This is a genomic window from Streptomyces sp. NPDC059906, from assembly GCF_042730645.1.
GTDB classification, from domain to species: Bacteria; Actinomycetota; Actinomycetes; order Streptomycetales; family Streptomycetaceae; genus Streptomyces; species Streptomyces rubrogriseus.
The window spans coordinates 122,470-140,973 of the sequence record NZ_JBHWKU010000019.1; the positions used below are offsets into that span (position 1 = coordinate 122,470).

Annotated in this window: 21 protein-coding genes and 1 tRNA gene; 17 read left to right on the forward strand and 5 right to left on the reverse strand. The window is 72.8% G+C overall.

The window, feature by feature from the left end; genetic code table 11:
• Window positions 1–1,732 (reverse strand): penicillin acylase family protein (locus ACFV9J_RS26565; RefSeq protein WP_385357825.1); only part of this gene is annotated, 1,732 nt, incomplete at its 3' end.
• Window positions 1,733–1,816: 84 nt separating this feature from the next.
• On the opposite strand from ACFV9J_RS26565, the gene ACFV9J_RS26570 reads away from it, so the two are divergent.
• The 6 genes from ACFV9J_RS26570 (at window position 1,817) to ACFV9J_RS26595 (ending at window position 6,278) form a co-directional block, all read left to right on the forward strand.
• A complete protein-coding gene (locus ACFV9J_RS26570) occupies window positions 1,817–2,551 on the forward strand; it encodes a siderophore-interacting protein (protein ID WP_385357827.1) in 735 nt (244 codons plus the stop codon).
• A gap of 25 nt (window positions 2,552–2,576) precedes the next feature.
• Complete coding sequence (locus ACFV9J_RS26575) at window positions 2,577–3,170, forward strand: HhH-GPD-type base excision DNA repair protein (protein WP_385357829.1); 594 nt, start codon at window positions 2,577–2,579, stop codon at window positions 3,168–3,170.
• Between the two features lie 584 nt (window positions 3,171–3,754).
• Entirely contained in the window at window positions 3,755–4,441 is a 687-nt protein-coding gene (locus ACFV9J_RS26580) for an HdeD family acid-resistance protein (protein ID WP_385357831.1), read from the forward strand.
• Window positions 4,442–4,921: 480 nt separating this feature from the next.
• Window positions 4,922–5,056, forward strand: a complete 135-nt coding sequence (locus ACFV9J_RS26585) for a hypothetical protein (RefSeq protein ID WP_385357834.1) — start codon at window positions 4,922–4,924, stop codon at window positions 5,054–5,056.
• Between the two features lie 175 nt (window positions 5,057–5,231).
• A complete protein-coding gene (locus tag ACFV9J_RS26590; protein WP_003955420.1) occupies window positions 5,232–5,528 on the forward strand; it encodes a type II toxin-antitoxin system VapB family antitoxin in 297 nt (98 codons plus the stop codon).
• Window positions 5,529–5,663: 135 nt separating this feature from the next.
• A complete protein-coding gene (locus ACFV9J_RS26595; RefSeq protein ID WP_385357951.1) occupies window positions 5,664–6,278 on the forward strand; it encodes a LytR C-terminal domain-containing protein in 615 nt (204 codons plus the stop codon).
• Between the two features lie 24 nt (window positions 6,279–6,302).
• Here the strand turns inward: ACFV9J_RS26595 and upp are convergent, their stop codons facing one another.
• Window positions 6,303–6,938: a uracil phosphoribosyltransferase gene (upp, locus tag ACFV9J_RS26600; RefSeq protein ID WP_003974921.1), complete on the reverse strand. Its 636-nt coding sequence runs from the start codon at window positions 6,936–6,938 to the stop codon at window positions 6,303–6,305.
• Between the two features lie 138 nt (window positions 6,939–7,076).
• Here upp and ACFV9J_RS26605 point away from each other — a divergent pair, with 138 nt between their 5' ends.
• From ACFV9J_RS26605 to ACFV9J_RS26640, 8 genes are all read left to right on the forward strand, one after another.
• On the forward strand, window positions 7,077–7,325 hold the full coding sequence (locus ACFV9J_RS26605; RefSeq protein ID WP_385357838.1) for a hypothetical protein: 249 nt from the start codon (window positions 7,077–7,079) through the stop codon (window positions 7,323–7,325).
• A 351-nt stretch (window positions 7,326–7,676) separates the two neighbouring features.
• Window positions 7,677–8,225 carry a hypothetical protein gene (locus ACFV9J_RS26610; RefSeq protein WP_385357840.1) on the forward strand — a complete coding sequence of 183 codons (549 nt, stop codon included), beginning with the start codon at window positions 7,677–7,679 and terminating at the stop codon, window positions 8,223–8,225.
• A 23-nt stretch (window positions 8,226–8,248) separates the two neighbouring features.
• Complete coding sequence (tadA, locus tag ACFV9J_RS26615; protein ID WP_385357843.1) at window positions 8,249–8,725, forward strand: tRNA adenosine(34) deaminase TadA; 477 nt, start codon at window positions 8,249–8,251, stop codon at window positions 8,723–8,725.
• Window positions 8,726–8,871: 146 nt separating this feature from the next.
• Window positions 8,872–8,956: transfer RNA gene (locus ACFV9J_RS26620), tRNA-Ser, on the forward strand.
• 89 nt (window positions 8,957–9,045) lie between these two features.
• Window positions 9,046–9,222, forward strand: coding sequence for a membrane protein (locus tag ACFV9J_RS26625; protein WP_007451194.1), 177 nt, complete (start codon window positions 9,046–9,048; stop codon window positions 9,220–9,222).
• Window positions 9,222–9,515 (forward strand): Dabb family protein, encoded by a 294-nt coding sequence (locus ACFV9J_RS26630; protein WP_385357847.1) that lies wholly within the window; start codon window positions 9,222–9,224, stop codon window positions 9,513–9,515. The genes ACFV9J_RS26625 and ACFV9J_RS26630 overlap by 1 nt, the downstream gene beginning before the upstream one ends.
• Before the next feature lie 192 nt (window positions 9,516–9,707).
• Window positions 9,708–10,586, forward strand: a complete 879-nt coding sequence (locus ACFV9J_RS26635) for an RNA polymerase sigma factor SigF (RefSeq protein ID WP_385357849.1) — start codon at window positions 9,708–9,710, stop codon at window positions 10,584–10,586.
• A 292-nt stretch (window positions 10,587–10,878) separates the two neighbouring features.
• Window positions 10,879–11,853: an RNA polymerase sigma factor SigF gene (locus tag ACFV9J_RS26640; RefSeq protein ID WP_385357852.1), complete on the forward strand. Its 975-nt coding sequence runs from the start codon at window positions 10,879–10,881 to the stop codon at window positions 11,851–11,853.
• A gap of 117 nt (window positions 11,854–11,970) precedes the next feature.
• Here the strand turns inward: ACFV9J_RS26640 and ACFV9J_RS26645 are convergent, their stop codons facing one another.
• On the reverse strand, window positions 11,971–12,171 hold the full coding sequence (locus ACFV9J_RS26645; protein WP_385357855.1) for a hypothetical protein: 201 nt from the start codon (window positions 12,169–12,171) through the stop codon (window positions 11,971–11,973).
• Between the two features lie 205 nt (window positions 12,172–12,376).
• Here ACFV9J_RS26645 and ACFV9J_RS26650 point away from each other — a divergent pair, with 205 nt between their 5' ends.
• From ACFV9J_RS26650 to ACFV9J_RS26660, 3 genes are all read left to right on the forward strand, one after another.
• Complete coding sequence (locus tag ACFV9J_RS26650; protein WP_109029062.1) at window positions 12,377–12,877, forward strand: MarR family winged helix-turn-helix transcriptional regulator; 501 nt, start codon at window positions 12,377–12,379, stop codon at window positions 12,875–12,877.
• A gap of 13 nt (window positions 12,878–12,890) precedes the next feature.
• Window positions 12,891–15,491: an MFS transporter gene (locus tag ACFV9J_RS26655; RefSeq protein ID WP_385357859.1), complete on the forward strand. Its 2,601-nt coding sequence runs from the start codon at window positions 12,891–12,893 to the stop codon at window positions 15,489–15,491.
• Between the two features lie 109 nt (window positions 15,492–15,600).
• Complete coding sequence (locus ACFV9J_RS26660) at window positions 15,601–16,422, forward strand: YceI family protein (RefSeq protein WP_385357862.1); 822 nt, start codon at window positions 15,601–15,603, stop codon at window positions 16,420–16,422.
• On the opposite strand, the gene ACFV9J_RS26665 is transcribed toward ACFV9J_RS26660, so the two are convergent.
• Both ACFV9J_RS26665 and ACFV9J_RS26670 read right to left on the reverse strand, forming a co-directional pair.
• Entirely contained in the window at window positions 16,405–17,070 is a 666-nt protein-coding gene (locus tag ACFV9J_RS26665; protein WP_385357865.1) for a GAF and ANTAR domain-containing protein, read from the reverse strand. The genes ACFV9J_RS26660 and ACFV9J_RS26665 overlap by 18 nt on opposite strands.
• Before the next feature lie 456 nt (window positions 17,071–17,526).
• A complete protein-coding gene (locus ACFV9J_RS26670) occupies window positions 17,527–18,234 on the reverse strand; it encodes an ANTAR domain-containing protein (RefSeq protein WP_385357868.1) in 708 nt (235 codons plus the stop codon).
• Window positions 18,235–18,504 lie beyond the last annotated feature (270 nt).

Genomic DNA, 18,504 nt, shown 5'->3' on the forward strand with positions numbered 1-18,504 from the left:
CTTGGGGCGTGGGAGTGGCTTCGGAGACCGGGGCGGCTTCCGGGCTCGGGGCGGATTCGGAGACCAGGGCGGCTTGGGGCGTGGGAGTGGCTTCGGAGACCGGGGCGGCTTCCGGGCTCGGGGCGGCTTCGGAGACCAGGGCGGCTTGGGGCGTGGGAGTGGCTTCGGAGGCCAGGGCGGCTTCCGGGCTCGGGGCGGCTTCGGAGACCAGGGCGGCTTGGGGCGTGGCGGTGGCTTCTGAGACCAGGGCGGCTTCCGGGCTCGGCATGACTTCGGAGACCAGGGCCGCTTCGGGAGGCAGGGCCGCGAGGTGGGTGAGGAGGGGGGTGGCCGAGCCCAGGTGGGTGTCCGTGTGGATCGCGGGCATGTCCGTCGCCGACCAGTGCTCCTTGCCCGCGAGCAGGGCGGTGATGCGGTCGGCGCGGTGCGGCGGGGCGAACTCGACGCCCAGCGGCGTGGACGGGCCGCGCTGGTTGGCCATCACCGCGACGCCGTCGGTGAGGCCGGCGCGGGGCGGGGTGTGCCAGCCGGTCCACTCGTGGCCGGGCTCCCAGGCGGGGACCGGTCGCAGGCCGTTCGCGGCGGGGCGCACGGGGACGCGGCCCGCGACCCGGTGCAGCAGGCCGCCCTCCGTGTCGGCGGCCTGCACCGCGTTGACCGGCTCGGCCCACGCGTCCAGGGCGCGGTCCACGTCGGCGACCCGGCGGGCCCGCAGCAGCGGCAGCAGGGCGCCGAAGCCGAGGTCTTCGGTGACGCGGGGCGGGTAGCGCAGGCTGAGCGCGGCCGGGGTGCCGTCGTCGAGGCCCTCGGGGCCGCCGGCGATCACCGGACCGCGGTCGGTCTCGATGATCTCGACCTCCACGGTCTCCTCCCCGGCGACGTCGATGCGTTCCGTGTGGCGGGCGGCGCGGTGCCAGGTGCCGTCGGGGCCGAGCGCCTCGACTCCGGCGCCGGTGCGGCGCAGGCGCTCGCGGTACAGGTCCTGGTAATCGGCCATCGCGTTGGTGATGGCCCAGGCGACGGTGCCGGTGTGGCCGAAGTGGGCGACGCCGGGGACGCCGGGCACGGCGAGGCCGACGACGTCGAACTCCGGGCAGGACAGGTGGACCTGCTGGTAGACGCCGGGCTCCTCGATGAAGCGGTGCGGGTCGCCCGCGATGAGCGCGTGCCCGGTGGTGGTCCGCTCGCCGCTCACCAGCCAGCCGTTGCTGCCCGCGGTGCCGGGGCCGTCGGCGGCGAACAGGGCGACGGCTTCCGGGCCGAGGTGGGTGGAGATGTGCTCGCGCCAGAGCTTGGCGGGGAAGCCCGCGAAGAGGATGTGCGTGGCGAGCCAGACGCCGAGCGGGGTCCAGGGGTCCCAGCGGCCCGGGGTGAGGCCGGTGCGGGCGAACTCCGGGGCCGGGTTCGGGTGCCCGGTCTCGGTGAGCCCCTCGTTCACACCGTCCGCGTACGCCCGTACCCAGGCCGCCGTCTCCGGGTCCTTGCGCTCCAGGGCGGTGAAGCAGCGGCGGGCGGTGTCCGCGAGGCGGGCGCGGCGGGCGAGGCGGTCCCAGGACAGGGCCTCGGGGCCGAGGAAGGACGCGGAGGTGCCCTGGGCGCGGTGCCGCTCGACCTCCAGTTGCCAGCCGCGGTCGCGGGCGGTGACCCGGCCCTGGGCGCGGGCGAGTTCGTGCGGGGTGTCCGCGCGCAGGTGCGGGATTCCCCAGGCGTCGCGGTAGGTCTCGGCGCTCACCCCTGTGCCTCTACTTTCCTTTAGGTTAGGCTCACCTAAGTTATGGCCGTCGTGGCCGAATAGTACGTGAAGGGTGAAGGAAACATGGGGCAGGGGCGGCAGGGGCGGGGCTGGGAGGGCGCGGTCCTCAAGCTGATGCGCGCGAAGGACTTCGAGTTCACCGTGACGGGCGTGGAGGACGTGACCCCGCACTACCGGCGGCTGCGGCTGAGCGACGGCGGCATGCTGGCGGTGACCGGGGTCCACCCCACGATGTGGGTGCGGCTGTGGTTCGACAACGCGGGCAGGCCGCACCAGCGGGGGTACACGCTGGTCGACCCGGATCCGGCGGCCGGGACCTTCGCCATGGAGTTCGCCCTGCACGAGGGGTGCGCGAGCGACTGGGCGCGGGCGGCGAAGCCGGGGGACACCGTCGAGGCGACGGTCCAGGGCACCGGGTTCGAGGTGCCGCAGCCCGCTCCCTCCCGTGTCTTCGCGGTCGCGGACCCGGCGTCCCTGCCCGCGCTCAACTCCCTGCTCGACGCGTTCGGGTCGGTGCCGGCGACCGTCTGGTTCGAGGGGGGCACGGACGACGGCCTGCCGTTTCGTACCGACTCCGGGCGGCACGAGGTGCGGGCGGTTGAGCGGCGGGACGCGGGGGCGCGGCTGGTGGCGCGGGTGAAGGAGGAGCTGCCGGAGCTGCTGTCGGCCTCATCGGAGCCGTTCGTCTGGATCGCGTGCGACACGGCGACTACGCGGGCGCTCTCATCGTACGTCCGCAAGGAGCTGGGGGTGCCGAAGCAGCGGGTGAACGCGCTGGGGTACTGGCGCGCGACCTGAGCCCGTACGCGCGATCATCGGGACCATGGACGTCACACTTCACCTCGCCCAGGACCCCGAGGCCGACGAACTCCTCGGGCGCAGCCCGCTCGCCGCGCTGGTCGGCATGCTGCTGGACCAGCAAGTGCCCATGGAGTGGGCGTTCAAGGGTCCCTCGACCATCGCCCGGCGCATGGGGGCGGAGGACCTCGACGCGCACGACATCGCCGCGTACGACCCCGAGTCGTTCGCGGCGCTGCTGTCCGACAAGCCGGCCGTCCATCGCTATCCCGGCTCGATGGCGGGGCGGGTGCAGCAGCTGTGCCGGTACCTCGTCGAGACGTACGACGGTGACGCCGAGGCCGTCTGGCGGGGGGTGGACACCGGGAAGGAGCTGCTGAAGCGGCTCCAGGAACTGCCGGGGTTCGGCAAGCAGAAGGCCCAGATCTTCCTCGCGCTGCTCGGCAAGCAGCTCGGCGTCCGTCCGGAGGGGTGGCGCGAGGCGGCGGGGGCGTACGGGGAGCCGGACTCCTTCCGGTCGGTCGCGGACATCCGGGGGCCGGAGTCGCTGACCAAGGTGCGCGCGCACAAGCAGGAGATGAAGGCGGCGGCCAAGGCGGCGAAGGCCTCCGGCAAGTAGGTGCGGCTGCGGCTGCGGCATGGTGGGGGTGCGCGTTGCGCGGTATCTCCGGTGGGTGGGTCGGGGCCGCGCCGGGGGGTGTCCGTCCTCGGAACGGCGCGGAATCGGTCGGCCACAGAAGCGAACTCCGTTGACGCGCCAACCGCTGCGGGCGGACACCCCCCGACACGACCCCTTCTCGCCGTACGCGGCTCTCCCACTGCGTCACCTCCGCCGCCGCGAGCAGTCATCACGCCTCGGCTATGGCTGCGGGCCGCCGCCGCGAGCAGTCGTCACGCCCCAGCGGCACGACTGCCCGCCGCCGCTGCGGGCAGTCATCACGCCTCGGCCGCAGCTGCGGACCGCCCGCCGCCACGCCGCCGTAGCTGCGGGCAGTCGTGCCGCTGGGGCGGCACGGGTGGGCGCAGCGGCACCCCGCAACGCCGGGCCGCGCTCCCCCTCGCGCCCGCACCCGCCCCGGGGGCCAGGACCACGCCGGGCTGCGCGACCCGCACCCGCCCCGCGTGCCGGGCAGCGCCGGAGGACATCAGCCCCGTGGCCCAACCCAGGTGGCATCCGTGTCGCGCCTGCTCCCAGCATGGGGCATGACCGAACCACCTAGCGGGTCCCCCGGCAGGACGCCGTACGACGACCGCGGGGTGCACGCCCGGCACGGGACGACGCACGGCCCGGCCTCCGGACACCAGGAGCCCGAGCCCGAGCCGGCCTTCGAGGGGCCGTTGCACCTCCTGTCCCGCGCCGCCTGGCAGACCGTGCTGTTCACCGGCATCGCCTCGCTGATCCTGGGCATCCTGGTCCTGGTCTGGCCCGGCGCCTCGCTCCTCGCCGCCGGCGTGCTCTTCGGCCTCTACCTCGTCATCAGCGGCGTCCTCCAGCTGGCCGCAGCCTTCGGTACGCACCGCAGGACCTCGCTGCGGGTGCTGGCCTTCATCAGCGGCGCCGTGTCGATCCTGCTGGGCCTGTTCTGCTTCCGCGGCCCCCTGCAGTCGGTGCTGCTGCTCGCGCTGTGGATCGGCATCGGCTGGCTGTTCCGCGGCGTCACCCAGATCGTGGCGGCCGCGCACGACCCGACGATGCCGGCGCGCGGCTGGCAGATCTTCCTCGGCGCCGTCACCGTGGTCGCCGGCATCGTCCTGATCGACTCGCCCGTCGAGTCGGCCACCGTCCTCATGCTGGTCGGCGGCTGGTGGCTGGTCGTCGTCGGCGTCGTCGAGATCGTGACGTCCGTGCGGCTGCGCGGGCGGGCGCACCAGGTCCCCCGCGCCCTGTGAGCGGCGCCCCGGCTACGCCGAGCGGGGGGTTTCCCGCCCCGGCACGATGGGCGGCGTACGCCGGGCGGGGACACGACTGAGGTGAGACCCGCACCGCACGCCGCCGTCCGCCGGGACGCCTGTCTGCGGGCCCTGGTCCTGCTGCTCGTCCTGCTCGTGCCCTGCACGCACGTGGCGGCCCAGGCGGCACCGGTCACACCGGTGGCCGCAGCGGCCGGCACTGCGGGGGAGTACGACCATCTCGACACCGTCCTGAGGGCGCCGGGGCGAAGCGGCCGGCGGGTCGTTGTGGTTCGGCCGGTTCCGTCGCCCTTCGCGGCGGGGCGTCGGGCTCGTCTCCGGTTCGACGTTCGTACCGATCGGGCCGCCGCCCTCCCCCGCGGCCCGCGTTCCGTGGTTCTGCGCTGCTGACCGCGCCGGACCGGCCCGGCCGCCGGTCCCCCGCGAACCGGACCCGCGAACCAGGAACGAGGAACCGACATGCCCAACGACCCCTACGCCGTCCTGCGCGCCCTCCTGCGCGCCGAGGCGGCCCGCCGTGCGCCCAGGCCCGGCAGCGCGCCGCAGGCAGCCGGCGAACAGCAGCGGCCCGCACGGGAACGGCGGCGCGGCTGACGTGAGCACCGGGCGGCGGGGGCGGTCACGCACCGTCTCCGCCGCCCGCGGAGAGCCCCGCGGTCTCCGAACTCGCCGACGCCCTGCCGATTGATCCGGTTTGCGGCGGCTTTTCCGGCGCCGCACTCCGGCGCCATGGCTGCGCCCGCGACGCCGGGGCCGGTAGGCTTTCCGTGTGATCTTCAAGCGCATCGGAAACGGCCGGCCGTACCCCGACCACGGCCGGGAAAGCACCCGGCAGTGGGCGGACGTCGCGCCGCGCCCGGTCCGCCTCGATCAGCTCGTGACGACCAAGGGCCAGCTCGACCTGGAAACGCTCCTGGCCGAGGACTCCACCTTCTACGGCGACCTCTTCGCACACGTCGTGAAGTGGCAGGGCGATCTGTATCTGGAGGACGGTCTGCACCGGGCGGTGCGGGCCGCGCTGCAGCAGCGCCAGGTGCTGCACGCCCGGGTCCTCGAGCTCGGCTGACGACGTCGGCGGCGCTTTCGGTTGACCCTTTCGGGTTGCCTTGCGTCGAACCTCGGAACGTCGACTGATCATCTAATAGGCATCCCTGCTCCGGCGCACTACGCTGCGCCCATGAGCATGCTGACTCCTCCCGGCATGGGTGGCCAGTACAAGATCACGGGGGACAAGTACCCGCGGATGCGCCCGGCCCGGCGACGCGGCCGGTTCGCGGTCGTCGCCGTCGCCTGCGTCACCGTTCTCGGGGTGCTGGGCTGGGGCACGCTGCAGCTCGTCGACGTCTTCACCGGCGGCGACAAGGCCTCGGCGGCCGGTGCCGCCGGCTGTGTCACCACCGCGCGGGCGAGCGCCTCGCCGGCCGCCGTGGTGCTGCCGAAGCCCGGTCAGGTCACCGTCAACGTGCTCAACGCGACGACCCGCAGCGGCCTGGCGCAGAAGACCGCCGACGAGCTGAAGAAGCGCGGCTTCCGGGTGGGCGACGTGAGCAACGCGCCCAAGGAGTACGACAAGAAGGTCGCCGGCACGGGGCTGCTGCTCGGGCCGACCGCCTCCCTCAAGACGTCGCTCACCGTGCTCGGCACCCAGCTGCCCGGCGCCGAGCACCGCGCCGACGCGGCCCGCAAGGGCGCCGCCGTCGACCTCATCATCGGCAACGGCTTCAAGGGGCTTGCGAAGCCCGCGGACGCCGACACGGCGCTGGCCGAGCTGGCCGCGCCGCGGTCGACGCCCGCCGCGGAGAAGAAGGGCTGCTGAGCGGGTCCGGGACTGCGCCGACCGCTATTCGGCCGCTCCGTACATGCGGTCGCCCGCGTCGCCGAGGCCCGGGACGATGTAGCCCTGCTCGTTGAGACGTTCGTCGACCGAGGCCGTCACGACCGTCACCGGGGTGCCGGCCAGCTCGCGCTCCATCAGTTCGACACCCTCGGGGGCGGCGAGCAGCACCACCGCCGTCACGTCGTCGGCGCCGCGCTTGATCAGCTCCCTGATGGACGCGACCAGGGTGCCGCCGGTGGCCAGCATGGGGTCGAGGACGTACACCTGGCGCCCGGACAGGTCGTCCGGCATGCGCGTGGCGTACGTGGAGGCCTGGAGCGTCTCCTCGTTGCGCACCATGCCGAGGAAGCCCACCTCGGCGGTCGGCAGCAGCCGGACCATGCCGTCGAGCATGCCGAGACCGGCCCGCAGGATCGGCACCACCAGCGGGCGCGGGTGGGAGAGCTTGACGCCGGTGGTCCGGGAGACCGGCGTGTGGATGTCGACCTGTTCGGTGCGGACGTCCCGCGTGGCCTCGTAGGCGAGCAGGGTGACCAGCTCGTCGGCGAGACGGCGGAAGGTCGCGGAGTCGGTGCGCTGGTCGCGCAGCGTGGTGAGCTTGTGGGCGACCAGGGGGTGGTCGACGACGTGGAGACGCATGTCCACCACATTAACCGGGGCCCGTGGGGGCGGCGTCCCCGCGGCGGGCAAGGCCCGGGGCGGGGCTCCACTCGTTCGCGGGCGTCAAACCGCCCGGTCGGGGGAAGGTGGGAGGGACAGACGCTGGGTGGTGAGACTGTGCCTGACCGGGACTTCCACGACATGCCGTCCCCCGGCGCAAAGCGGGGTGCGGAGCGCGGGGCCGAGCCGAATGCGGTGCCGCAGGGGGAACGGGAGCGGGAGCGGGAGGCCGAACGGCGTCGGCGCCGGGCCCAGTTCCTGCGTGATCTGGCGGAGGCCCGGCAGTTGCGGGACCGCGTGCAGCCGCGCCGCGCCAAGACCGCCCGGCTGCGACACGCGATGCGCATGCGCACCTTTCGCTGGTAGTTCCTCGGCAGTTCCCTGGTTGTTCCGCCGCCCGGGAGAACTTCCTGACCCGGCCGGGGAAGATCGCGCGCCGCGCCGATGTTGGTGGTGACGGACGTACGCGGGGACCGCGAGAATCCGCGTACGATCCGCACGTGGCGGCGACGAGGGCGCTGCTGGGCGGCTGCCCGGGAGCGCACCTTCCGGGACGCCGGTCAAAACAGCCGGACACAGGGCGCCGAAGACGTCCCCTGAGTGCCTTGTTTCTGCCACGATTCCGAGTGGGTGGGGCTCGGAGCACCGCTCCCCCGCCCGTAGCCTCCGCCGGGGGGATCCCCAACCGGCACGCCTAGGACCAGTGGGAGAGTCACGGTGTACTTCGCCGCACTGCTCGCGCGCACCGAAGACGGGTGGGAAGCGAGCGACACGGAGCTCGACGATGTGGAAACCCTGTCGGATCTTGCCGACCTGGCCCGGGAGGTCTCTCCCGACGAGGACACGGTGCTCGTGCTGATCGAGCAGGAGGACGCGTGGTTCGGAGTCGTCCGGGTGGACGGCGAGGAGGACCCCCGTATCTATGTGTCGGACGCCGCCGCGGCCGCCCGCAGCAGTTACGGCGAGATCCTGCTCACCGACGAGCTGCTCGGCCGGGAGCCGGGTGACGACGGCGACGACCTCGACGCCCTCGACCTCGACGGCACGGAGGACGGCGAGTCCGACGACGAGGAGGACGAGGACGGCGGCGGCTCCGACGCGGCCGCCGGCTCGGGCGAGGCCGTGCCGCACGGACCGGTCGGCGACGCCGAGGTCCTCGACGACCTCGGGGTGAGCGAGAAGGAGCTGCGCTCGATGTCCGGGGACGCGGTCGGCGAGATCGCCGAGGCCCTGGGCGCGCTGGACGTACTGGAGACCGTCCGCTGACCGCGCCGGCCGAGGGGGACCCAATGGGGGCACCGCTCGATCCGGTGCGCGACCGGTGGCGGGCCGCGATGCGGCTCGCCCTGGCCGAGGCCGGACGGGCCGCGGCGGGCGGGGACGTGCCCGTCGGCGCCGTCGTCCTGGCGCCGGACGGCCGTACCGTGCTCTCCGCCGGGTACAACGAACGCGAGGCCACCGGGGACCCGACGGCCCACGCCGAGGTCCTCGCGATCCGGCGGGCCGCGGGGGAGCTGGGAGAGTGGCGGCTGTCGGGCTGCACGCTCGTCGTCACCCTGGAGCCCTGCACGATGTGCGCGGGCGCGCTCGTCCAGTCCCGGGTGAACCGCGTGGTCTACGGCGCCCGCGACGACAAGGCGGGCGCGGCCGGGTCGCTGTGGGACGTGGTGCGCGACCGGCGCCTCAACCACCGTCCCGAGGTGATCGAGGGCGTGCTCGCGGACGACTGCGCCCGGCTGCTCACGGACTTCTTCCGCGACCGCTGAACCGGTGTCCGGACGGGGCCCGGACGGGGGCCGGACGGGGCACGGACGGTGTCCGGACGGGGTGCCGGGACGGCTGCTCGTACGGCCGTTCGTCGGCCGCAATACCGATTTCTGAGCACGCCGCTCCGTGCTGTAAGGTCTCTCTCGGTAGCGTGTCCGAGCGGCCGAAGGAGCTCGCCTCGAAAGCGAGTGTGGCGCAAGTCACCGAGGGTTCAAATCCCTCCGCTACCGCTTTTGAAGGGCCCCGTCGAAAGACGGGGCCCTTCGTGCGATCATGAGCGACCGAAAGGCGTGGGTCGAAAGGGACAGGGGAGGCCGCGGTGGCGGTGAACTCGAAGAAGATCGCCGTCTATGTGGTTGTGGTCTTCGTGCTGTACGTGATCATCACTGATCCGGCCAAGGCAGCCGACTACGTGCAGATAGGTTTCCAGGGCATATCCGACGCGGCGGGCGCCGTGGGCGACTTCATGACCTGGGCCGCCAACGGAGGAGAGTGATGATCCGCCATCTCGTGCTGTTCAAGCTGAACGACGGCGTCGAGCGCGACGACCCGCGCGTCGTGGCGGGCGTCGAGGCCTTCCGGGCGCTCGGCGGCCGGATCGACGACCTGCGCTTCTGGGAGTGCGCCTGGAACATCAGCGACCGGCCCATCGCCTACGACTTCGCCATCAACTCGGCCGTGGACGACGCGGACGCGCTCAAGCGCTACCTCGAACACCCGGCGCACCAGGCGGGCGTCGCGCTGTGGCGCGAGTTCGCCACCTGGGTGATCGCCGACTACGAGTTCTAGTACGACCGCGGGTCCGCAGGGGCCCGCGGACCGTTGCCCGGCCCCGCACCAGCTCGGTGCGGGGCCGTTCTGCGTTCACTCAACACGACGTTATGCGGTGCTTGCACACAGTGGACATGTCTTGTGATGCTATGACCGCTTTTGACGGATGAGTTGACGGAAGAGTTGACAGATCACGAGGTGGAGTTGACCGTGCCGGCCAGTACTGCGCCTCAAGCACCGCCCGCGCCGCCCGCGCCGCCCGCCCAGGCCCAGGCCCAGACCCCGGCTCCGGCCCAGACCCCGGAGGCTCCCGCGCCGCAGCGCAGCCGGGGCGCCGACACCCGGGCCCTGACCCAGGTGCTCTTCGGCGAGCTGAAGGGCCTCACCCCGGGCACGCCGGAGCACGACCGGGTGCGCGCGGCGCTCATCGAGGCCAACCTCCCGCTGGTGCGCTACGCCGCCGCCCGCTTCCGCTCGCGCAACGAGCCGATGGAGGACGTCGTCCAGGTCGGCACCATCGGGCTCATCAACGCCATCGACCGCTTCGACCCGGAGCGGGGCGTGCAGTTCCCGACGTTCGCGATGCCCACGGTGGTCGGGGAGATCAAGCGGTACTTCCGCGACAACGTGCGCACCGTGCACGTACCGCGCCGGCTGCACGAGCTGTGGGTGCAGGTCAACAGCGCCACCGAGGACCTGACGACCGCCTTCGGGCGCTCCCCGACCACCGCCGAGATCGCCGAGCGGCTGCGCATCACCGAGGAGGAGGTGCTGTCCTGCATCGAGGCGGGGCGGTCGTACCACGCCACCTCGCTGGAGGCCGCGCAGGAGGGCGACGGGCTGCCCGGGCTGCTCGACCGGCTCGGCTACGAGGACCCGGCGCTGGACGGGGTCGAGCACCGGGACCTGGTGCGCCACCTGCTCGTCCAGCTCCCCGAGCGGGAGCAGCGGATCCTGCTGCTGCGCTACTACAGCAACCTCACGCAGTCTCAGATCAGCGCCGAACTCGGCGTCTCCCAGATGCACGTCTCGCGACTACTGGCGCGTAGTTTCCAGCGGTTGAGGTCCGCGAACCGGATCGACGCGTAAGCTCGTCCGGGAGTCCGGGCGGAGTCGAAAGCGCGCGCGAGGGGTCACCGGGGAGAGCGAATCGCTCACCAGGGCCGTTGCGGACGGAATCGGGCTGAAAGCCCATCAGACCCCCTGTTTCCAGGGGGTATTCGCATCTCGGATGTCGACATGTCACTACAGCGCGTTGCCGACATGTGACATTCTGCCGGAGACGCGTTTGCCGGGGCTTCGGCTCCGGTATTCAGGTGAAGGCTGCGTTCCCGGCGTGGGAGCGTGTGCCGCGACCGTCCCGCGACCCAAAGGGGGTGGCATGTCCGCAGAACAGGGCAGCTCGAAGGTGCTCGCGCTCGCGGAGAGCGAGACCGCGCCCGACTCGATCGAGGCGCTCGGCCCCGTCGAGCCCGTCGACTCCGTCGGCCCCGTCGGCTCCCCCGACGGCGCTCAGGCCGTCGACGCCATGCCGGACCTCGAAGCCGTGCCGGACCTCGACGCCGTGCCGACCCAGACCCTTCCGGCAACGGAGGCCATCGACACCCGCACCCTGTCCCGCTCCCTGTTCCTGCGGCTCGCCGCCCTCGACCAGGACAGCCCCGAGCGTGCCTACGTCCGGGACACCCTGATCGAGCTCAATCTCCCGCTGGTGCGCTACGCCGCCGCGCGCTTCCGGTCCCGCAACGAGCCGATGGAGGACATCGTCCAGGTCGGCACCATCGGCCTGATCAAGGCGATCGACCGCTTCGACTGCGAACGGGGAGTCGAGTTCCCCACGTTCGCCATGCCGACCGTCGTCGGCGAGATCAAGCGGTTCTTCCGCGACACCTCGTGGTCGGTGCGCGTCCCGCGCCGCCTCCAGGAGCTGCGGCTGGCCCTGACGAAGGCCAGCGACGAGCTGTCCCAGAAGCTGGACCGCTCGCCGACCGTGGCCGAGCTGGCCACCGTCCTCGGCGTGTCCGAGGAGGACGTCGTCGACGGCCTGGCCGTGGGCAACGCCTACACCGCCTCCTCGCTGGACTCGCCCGCCCCGGAGGACGACGGCGGCGAGGGCTCGCTGGCCGACCGCCTGGGCTACGAGGACACGGCGCTGGAGGGCGTGGAGTACCGCGAGTCCCTGAAGCCGCTGCTGGCCAAGCTGCCGCCCCGGGAGCGGCGGATCATCATGCTGCGCTTCTTCGCCAACATGACGCAGTCGCAGATCGGCGAGGAGGTCGGCATCTCGCAGATGCACGTCTCCCGGCTGCTCACCCGGACCCTGTCGCAGCTGCGCGAGGGCCTCATCTCCGACTGAGCCCGCGCCGCGGGAGAGCCCGTACGACAGCACGGCGGCCGCCGTGGCACCTCGGGGGTGCCGCGGCGGTCGTCTTCGTCTGTGCCGGTACCGGCCGCAGGCGGCCGGGTGCCCGTTCTAGCCGAGCGCCAGCCAGGCCACGGCCGCGACGACGATCACGGCGGCCACGATGCCGACGATCAGGCCGACGCGGGGTCCGGAGGAGGAGGCGGCGGGGGCCGCCTGCCGGGTCTGCGGGGCGTCGTCGACGAACGCGCGGAACATCTGGGTGCTGCCTGCGGGGTCGTTGGTGCCCTGGGGGCCCTGGGTGTTAGCCATGGGCCGAGACACTAGCGAATCCGCGAGTGCGGCCCAAGTGCGGGGCCGCCGAGCCCTCTTGACCCGCCCCACCCCTTACCACCTGCGCATTTACTTTCGCAATACTTGTCTTTGCCAACTTTTTATGCCGCACCGGCCCTTTTTGTTTGCCTGTAGCAACTAACTGTCCTTATGGTTGCCCTAAGCAACGAATCGGGAGGTGCGCATGGCCGAGAAGGCGCAGTACGAGGAGCTGATCCGCCAGTTCAGCGCCTTCGGCGCCGTGAAGCGGGAGATGGGGCGACTGCTGCCGTCCGACTGTCCCGGCGGGTCCGTCGCCGTACTGACGCTGCTCGGCCGCCACGGGGACATGCGCATGAGCAAGCTCGCGGAGCTGCTCGCGGTGGACATGTCGGTGACCAGCCGCCACGTAGCCCACGGCGCCGAGCGGGGCTGGATCGAACGTTTTCCCGACCCGGCGGACAAGCGCTCGCGCATCCTGCGCCTGACGCCCGCGGGACAGGACCAGCTCGACGAGATCGCCGAGCGGACCACCCAGCTGCTCTCCCACCGCCTGAGCGACTGGTCCGACGACGAGGTCGGCCAGCTCTCCCGGCTCATGGCCCGCCTCAGGGCCAGCTTCGACGACTGCCGGGCCCCCGCGGCCCGGCCTCCCGCACTGTCCGGGGACGAACAGTCCACCCGTACACCCGCGATCACCACGTAAGTAAAGGAAGTCCATGGCAACGACCACACCGGCCGGTGTGCGGGCTCATGCCAAGCACGGGGGAGGCTCCACCGGAGACGCTCCGATGACGCACCGGCAGATCATGGAGGCACTGTCCGGGCTGCTGCTCGGCATGTTCTGCGCGATCCTGTCCTCGACCATCGTCACCAACGCCCTGCCCGAGATCATCGGTGACCTCGGCGGCGGCCAGAGCGCCTACACCTGGGTCGTCACGGCCTCGCTGCTGACGATGACCGCCTCGACCCCCCTGTGGGGCAAGCTCGCGGACCAGTTCAGCAAGAAGGCCCTGGTCCAGATAGCCCTGATCGTCTTCGTCATCGGCTCCGTCGTGGCCGGTACGGCGCAGAACGCGGGAATGCTGATCACCGCGCGCGGCATCCAGGGCCTCGGCGCCGGCGGCCTGTCCGCCCTGGCGCAGATCATCATGGCCGCGATGATCGCCCCGCGTGAGCGCGGGCGCTACTCCGGCTACCTCGGCGCCACCTTCGCCGTCGCCACCGTCGGCGGCCCGCTGCTCGGCGGCGTCATCACCGACACCAGCTGGCTCGGCTGGCGCTGGTGCCTCTACGTCGGCGTGCCCTTCGCGATCCTCGCGCTGATCGTGCTCCAGAAGACGCTGCACCTGCCCGTGGTCAAGCGGAAGGTCAAGGTCGACTGGGCCGGCGCCTTCTTCGTCACCGCGGCCGTCTGCCTGCTGCTCGTCTGGGTCACCTTCGCCGACGACAAGTACTCCTGGATGTCCTGGCAGACCGCTGCCATGGTCGGCGGCGCGATCGTGCTGACGCTGATCTTCCTCCTCGTGGAGTCGAAGGCCAGCGAGCCGATCATCCCGCTGCGCCTGTTCAGGAACCGCACCATCACCCTGGCCTCGATGGCCTCGCTGTTCGTCGGTATCGCGATGTTCGCGGGCACCGTCTACTTCAGCCAGTACTTCCAGCTGGCCCGGGACAAGTCCCCGACCATGTCGGGCGTCATGACGATCCCGATGATCGGCGGCCTGTTCGTCTCGTCCACGGTCTCCGGCATCATCATCACCAAGACCGGCAAGTGGAAGCGCTGGCTGCTGGCCGGCGGCGTGCTGCTGACCGCGGGTCTGGGCCTGCTCAGCACGATGCGTTACGACACCGCGTACTGGCACATCGCGATCTTCATGGCGCTGATGGGCCTCGGCGTCGGCATGATGATGCAGAACCTGGTGCTCTGCACGCAGAACCAGGTGGAGCCGGGCGACCTGGGCTCCGCGTCCTCCACGGTCACCTTCTTCCGGTCCCTCGGCGGCGCGGTGGGCGTCTCGGTGCTCGGCTCGATCATGTCGACCCGGATCAGCCACTACGCCACCGACAGCATCGGGCAGCTGAAGCCCGAGGACCAGATGGCGGCCGGCAAGGCGCTGGGCTCGGGGCAGATCCCCGACATGGACCTGCTCCCCGCACCCATCCGCACCTGGCTGGAGAGCGCCTACGGGCACGGCATCGCCGACATCTTCCTGTACGTCGCGCCGATCGCCCTGCTCGGCTTCCTGGTGACGCTGTTCATCAAGGAGGTCCCGCTGCGCACCAAGGGCGCCCTCGCCCAGGCGGCGGAGTCCTCGGCCGAGGCCGCCCCGCCGGTGGCGGGCACCCCCGCGGAGGCCGTCCGCGTCGCCGGCGAGCCGGTTCCGGCCGGTGCGATGGCGGCCGTGCCGGCCACGCCGTCCGGCGACCCGCTCACCCCGGTCACCTCGTCCGTCTCGGACACCGCGGTCTCCCCGGTCGCCGGACCGGCGGCCACGCAGCGGCTCGCCGCCGTCGCCACGACGACCGGCTCCGGTGAACCGCAGGCGCCCGTCTCCGGCGGCATCGCGGTGCGCGGCTTCGTCCGCGGCGCCGAGTCCGCCCCGGTCCCGCAGGCCGCGGTCACGCTGATCTCGCTGGCCGGCCGCCAGCTCGGCCGGTCCGTCGCCCAGGCCGACGGCTCCTACGCCGTCGACGCGCCGAGCGCCGGGTCGTACGTGCTGATCGCCTCCGCCGACGGCTTCCAGCCGCAGGCCTCCACCATCGTCGTGAACGACGAGCCGGTCGCCTACGACATCCTGCTCAGCGGCACCAGCGGGCTCACCGGCCTGGTCCGGGCCGTGGAGGGCGGGCTGCCGGTCAAGGACGCCATGGTGATCGTCACCGACGTGCGCGGCGACCTGCTGGCCAGCGCCACCACCGGTGAGGCGGGCGAGTTCGCCTTCACCGAGCTGGTGCCGGGCACGGTGACCGTCGCGGTCAACGCCGCCGGCTACCGGCCCCGCGCCCTGCCTCTGGAGGTCGGCGGCACCGGCGTCACCCGCGTCGAGGTCGACCTCCAGGCCGGGGCCCAGGTCCAGGGCGTCGTGCGGGCCCCGCACGGTCCGCTGGCCGACGCCCGGGTCACCCTGGTCGACGCGGCGGGCAACGTGGTCGGCACGGCCACCACCGGGGCGGACGGGGCGTACGCCTTCACCGACCTGGACGCCGGTGAGTACACCGTCATCGCGACCGGCTACCCGCCCGTGGCCACCGCCCTGACGGTCGCCGGCCCGGGTGCCGACGGTCACGACATCGAGCTCGCCCACCCCGGCGAGTAGCAGAACCCCGGCCCGTGGTGGCGTGCGCGCTCTGAGCGGAGGTGCGCCCGCCCACCACGGGCCGGTTTCTTTACGACCACTTTCTGAGTCTTTGCAGGGAGAAAACGGGATGGGACTGACCGCGAGGATCCGAACGCGGGACGGATGGGCCGTGTCGCACGCGGTCGTCACGGTGACCGACATGACCGGCACGCAGGTGCTGCGCGCCGAGGCGGACACCGAGGGCGCCGTGCGGGACACCACCGCGCTGACGCCGGGGGCGTACACCGTGATCGTCACCGCGGTCGGCTACGCGCCCGCCGCCTCCAGCGCGATCGTCACCGCGAGCGGCCGGGCCGAGGCCGGCACCGTGACGCTGGCCCGCCAGGGCGGCACCGAGCTGCCGCCGCCGGGGCCGTGGACGGTCGACCCGGCGCACTCCGGTGTCGCCGCCGTCGCCCAGCACCTGGGCATCTCCAGCGTGCGCGGCCGCTTCACCGACTTCGCCGCCACCGTCGAGATCGCCCCGGACGACGTCACCAAGTCCCGGGTGGAGGCGGTGATCCAGGCGGCCTCCATCGACACCGGCAACGGCATGCGCGACACCCACCTGCGCTCGGCCGACTTCCTGGACGTCGAGCGCCACCCGGAGATCACCTACCGCTCCACCGGCGTATCGGAGGCGGGCCCGGACCGCTGGACCGTCCACGGTGAGCTGGGTCTGCACGGGGTCGTCCGCGAGGTCGACCTGGACCTGGCCTACCTCGGGACCGGGGCCGACCCCTGGGGCGGCACCCGGGCGGCCTTCCGCGCGACGACGGAGCTGCACCGCGAGGACTTCGCCATGAACTACAACCAGGTCGTCCAGGCCGGCATCGCCGCCATCGGCACGACGCTCCGGGTCGAGCTGGACATCCAGGCGGTCCAGGGGGAGTCACTGCCCGCGGTGTGAGGCACCGCCGGACGCCCGGGCCACCACCTGGGCGCACAGGTCCCGGAGCTTGACGTTCCGGTCCTGTGAGGCCCGGCGCAGCCGCTCCAGGGCCCGGTGGGCGTCGATACGCTCCCGGGCCATGAGCATGCCGACCGCCTGGTCTATGACGCTGCGGGAGAGCAGGGCGGTGCGCACGTCGGCCGCCGAGGCCTGCCGCCGTTCGATGCGCAGGGCCTCGTTCACCGCGTCCGCGGCCCGCTCCGCGAAGGCGCGGGCCGCGTCCAGCCCCTGGGCCAGGGAGCCGGGCGCGAGGCCGTAGAGGTTGAGCGCCGCACCCGTCTCGCCCTCGATGGGCAGCGGCAGCGCCAGCACACAGCGCACACCGGTGGCCAGCGCGTACTCCGTGTACGCGGGCCAGCGGGTCTCCTCGGCCAGGTCGGCGGAGTACTGCGCGTCCCCCGACTCGGCGGCGTCCACGCAGGGGCCCGAGCCGTTCTCGTACTGGCGCAGGTCCAGGCCGCCGGGCAGGCCGGTGCTGCCCGCCAGCGTCATCAGCCGGTCGGCGCGGCGCACCGTGACCGAGCAGGCCACGGCACCGGGCACCTGCACGACCGCCCGGTCGGTCAGATCACGCAGCAGGGTGTCGAGACCCTGACTGCGTGCCATGGCGTGGTCGAGCGTGGCCGATTTCCGGCCCGCGTCCGTTGCCGGGCCCGCGTCCGTTGGCCGGCCCGTGTCAGTTGCCCGGCCAGTGTCCGTGTCCCGGCCCGTGTCCCGGCCCGTGGCCGATATCCGGCCCGCGTCCGTTGCCCGGCCCGCGTCCGTTGGCCGGCCCGCGTCAGTTGCCCGGCCAGTGTCCGTGTCCCGGCCCGTGTCCCGGCCCGTGGCCGATATCCGGCCCGCGTCCGTTGCCCGGCCCGTGGCCGATATCCGGCCCGTGTCCGTTGCCCGGTCCGTGTCCGTGGCCCGGTCCGTGTCCGTGGCCCGGTCCGTGTCCGCGTCCCGGCCCGTGTCCGCGTCCCGGCCCGCGTCCGTGTCCGCGTCCCGGCCGGTGTCCGCGTCCCGGCCCGTGTTCGTGTCCGTGTCCCTGGTCCGCGAGGTCATGACCGTACGGATGTCCCGTCACCGCTCGGTCACGCCTCTGCCGCCCGTAGCGGAGTTGGCGTCGACGATGCGGCGGGCCAGGTCGCGCAGCTTCACGTTCTCGCGCTGGGAGGCCTTCACCAGGGACTCGAAGGCGCCGCCCGCGTCGATGTCCAGACGCTCCATCAGGATGCCGGTGGCCTGGCCGATCAGGTCCCGGGTGCGCATCGCCTCGGTGAGCTGCTCGCGCACGGTCGCCGAGTTCAGGGCCAGGGAGACGTGCGCGGTGAACAGCCGCCCGATGCGGGTGGCGTCCTCGTCGAAGGCCTGCGGCTTGCGCGCGTACGCGGTCAGCACGGTCAGCCGGCGCCGGTCGGCGCGCAGCCGCAGGGACAGCGTGGAGCGCAGGCCGAGCCCGGACAGGACGTTGCCGCCGCCGTCGGCCTCGCTGTCGTCCGTCCGCACCACGGGCGTGGTCCACAGGCGCTCCCAGTCCGGGTGCGGGGTGTGGCCGCCCTGCCGGGGCTCGGCGGCGAACCGCACGGTCTCGTCGGTCCAGGCGAGGGAGCGCAGCCGGCCGCCGCGCTGGATCTCCGCGATGCCCGCGTGCTCGGCGTCGGGCAGCAGGCGTACCGCCAGTGCGACGGCGGTGTTCATGGTGTCGCCGGGGGAACCCGTCGCGTGCAGGTCACCGGCCGCGGCGGTCAGGGCCTCGGCCAGCTCGAAGCCCACTGGAAAACGCGGCAAATCAGTAAATTCGGACGCAGCCACCACGAACCTCTTCGGCGAGCGCGGCCTCACGGCCGTGCGCAGGAGAGCTCCGCAGCACATTCCCGACTGCGAGCACAGGACGAACAGCACTTTAGCTGCTCGGTTGCGTGCCGGTGACGCTCGGCCGACGGTCCGGGCGGCACCGCGGCCGGGGGGGGGGGGGGGCGGGCCCCCCCCCCCCCCCCCCGGGGGCAGTGGGGGGGGGGGGGGGTGAGGACCCCGCCGCCCGCCCAGCGAGCGACGGGA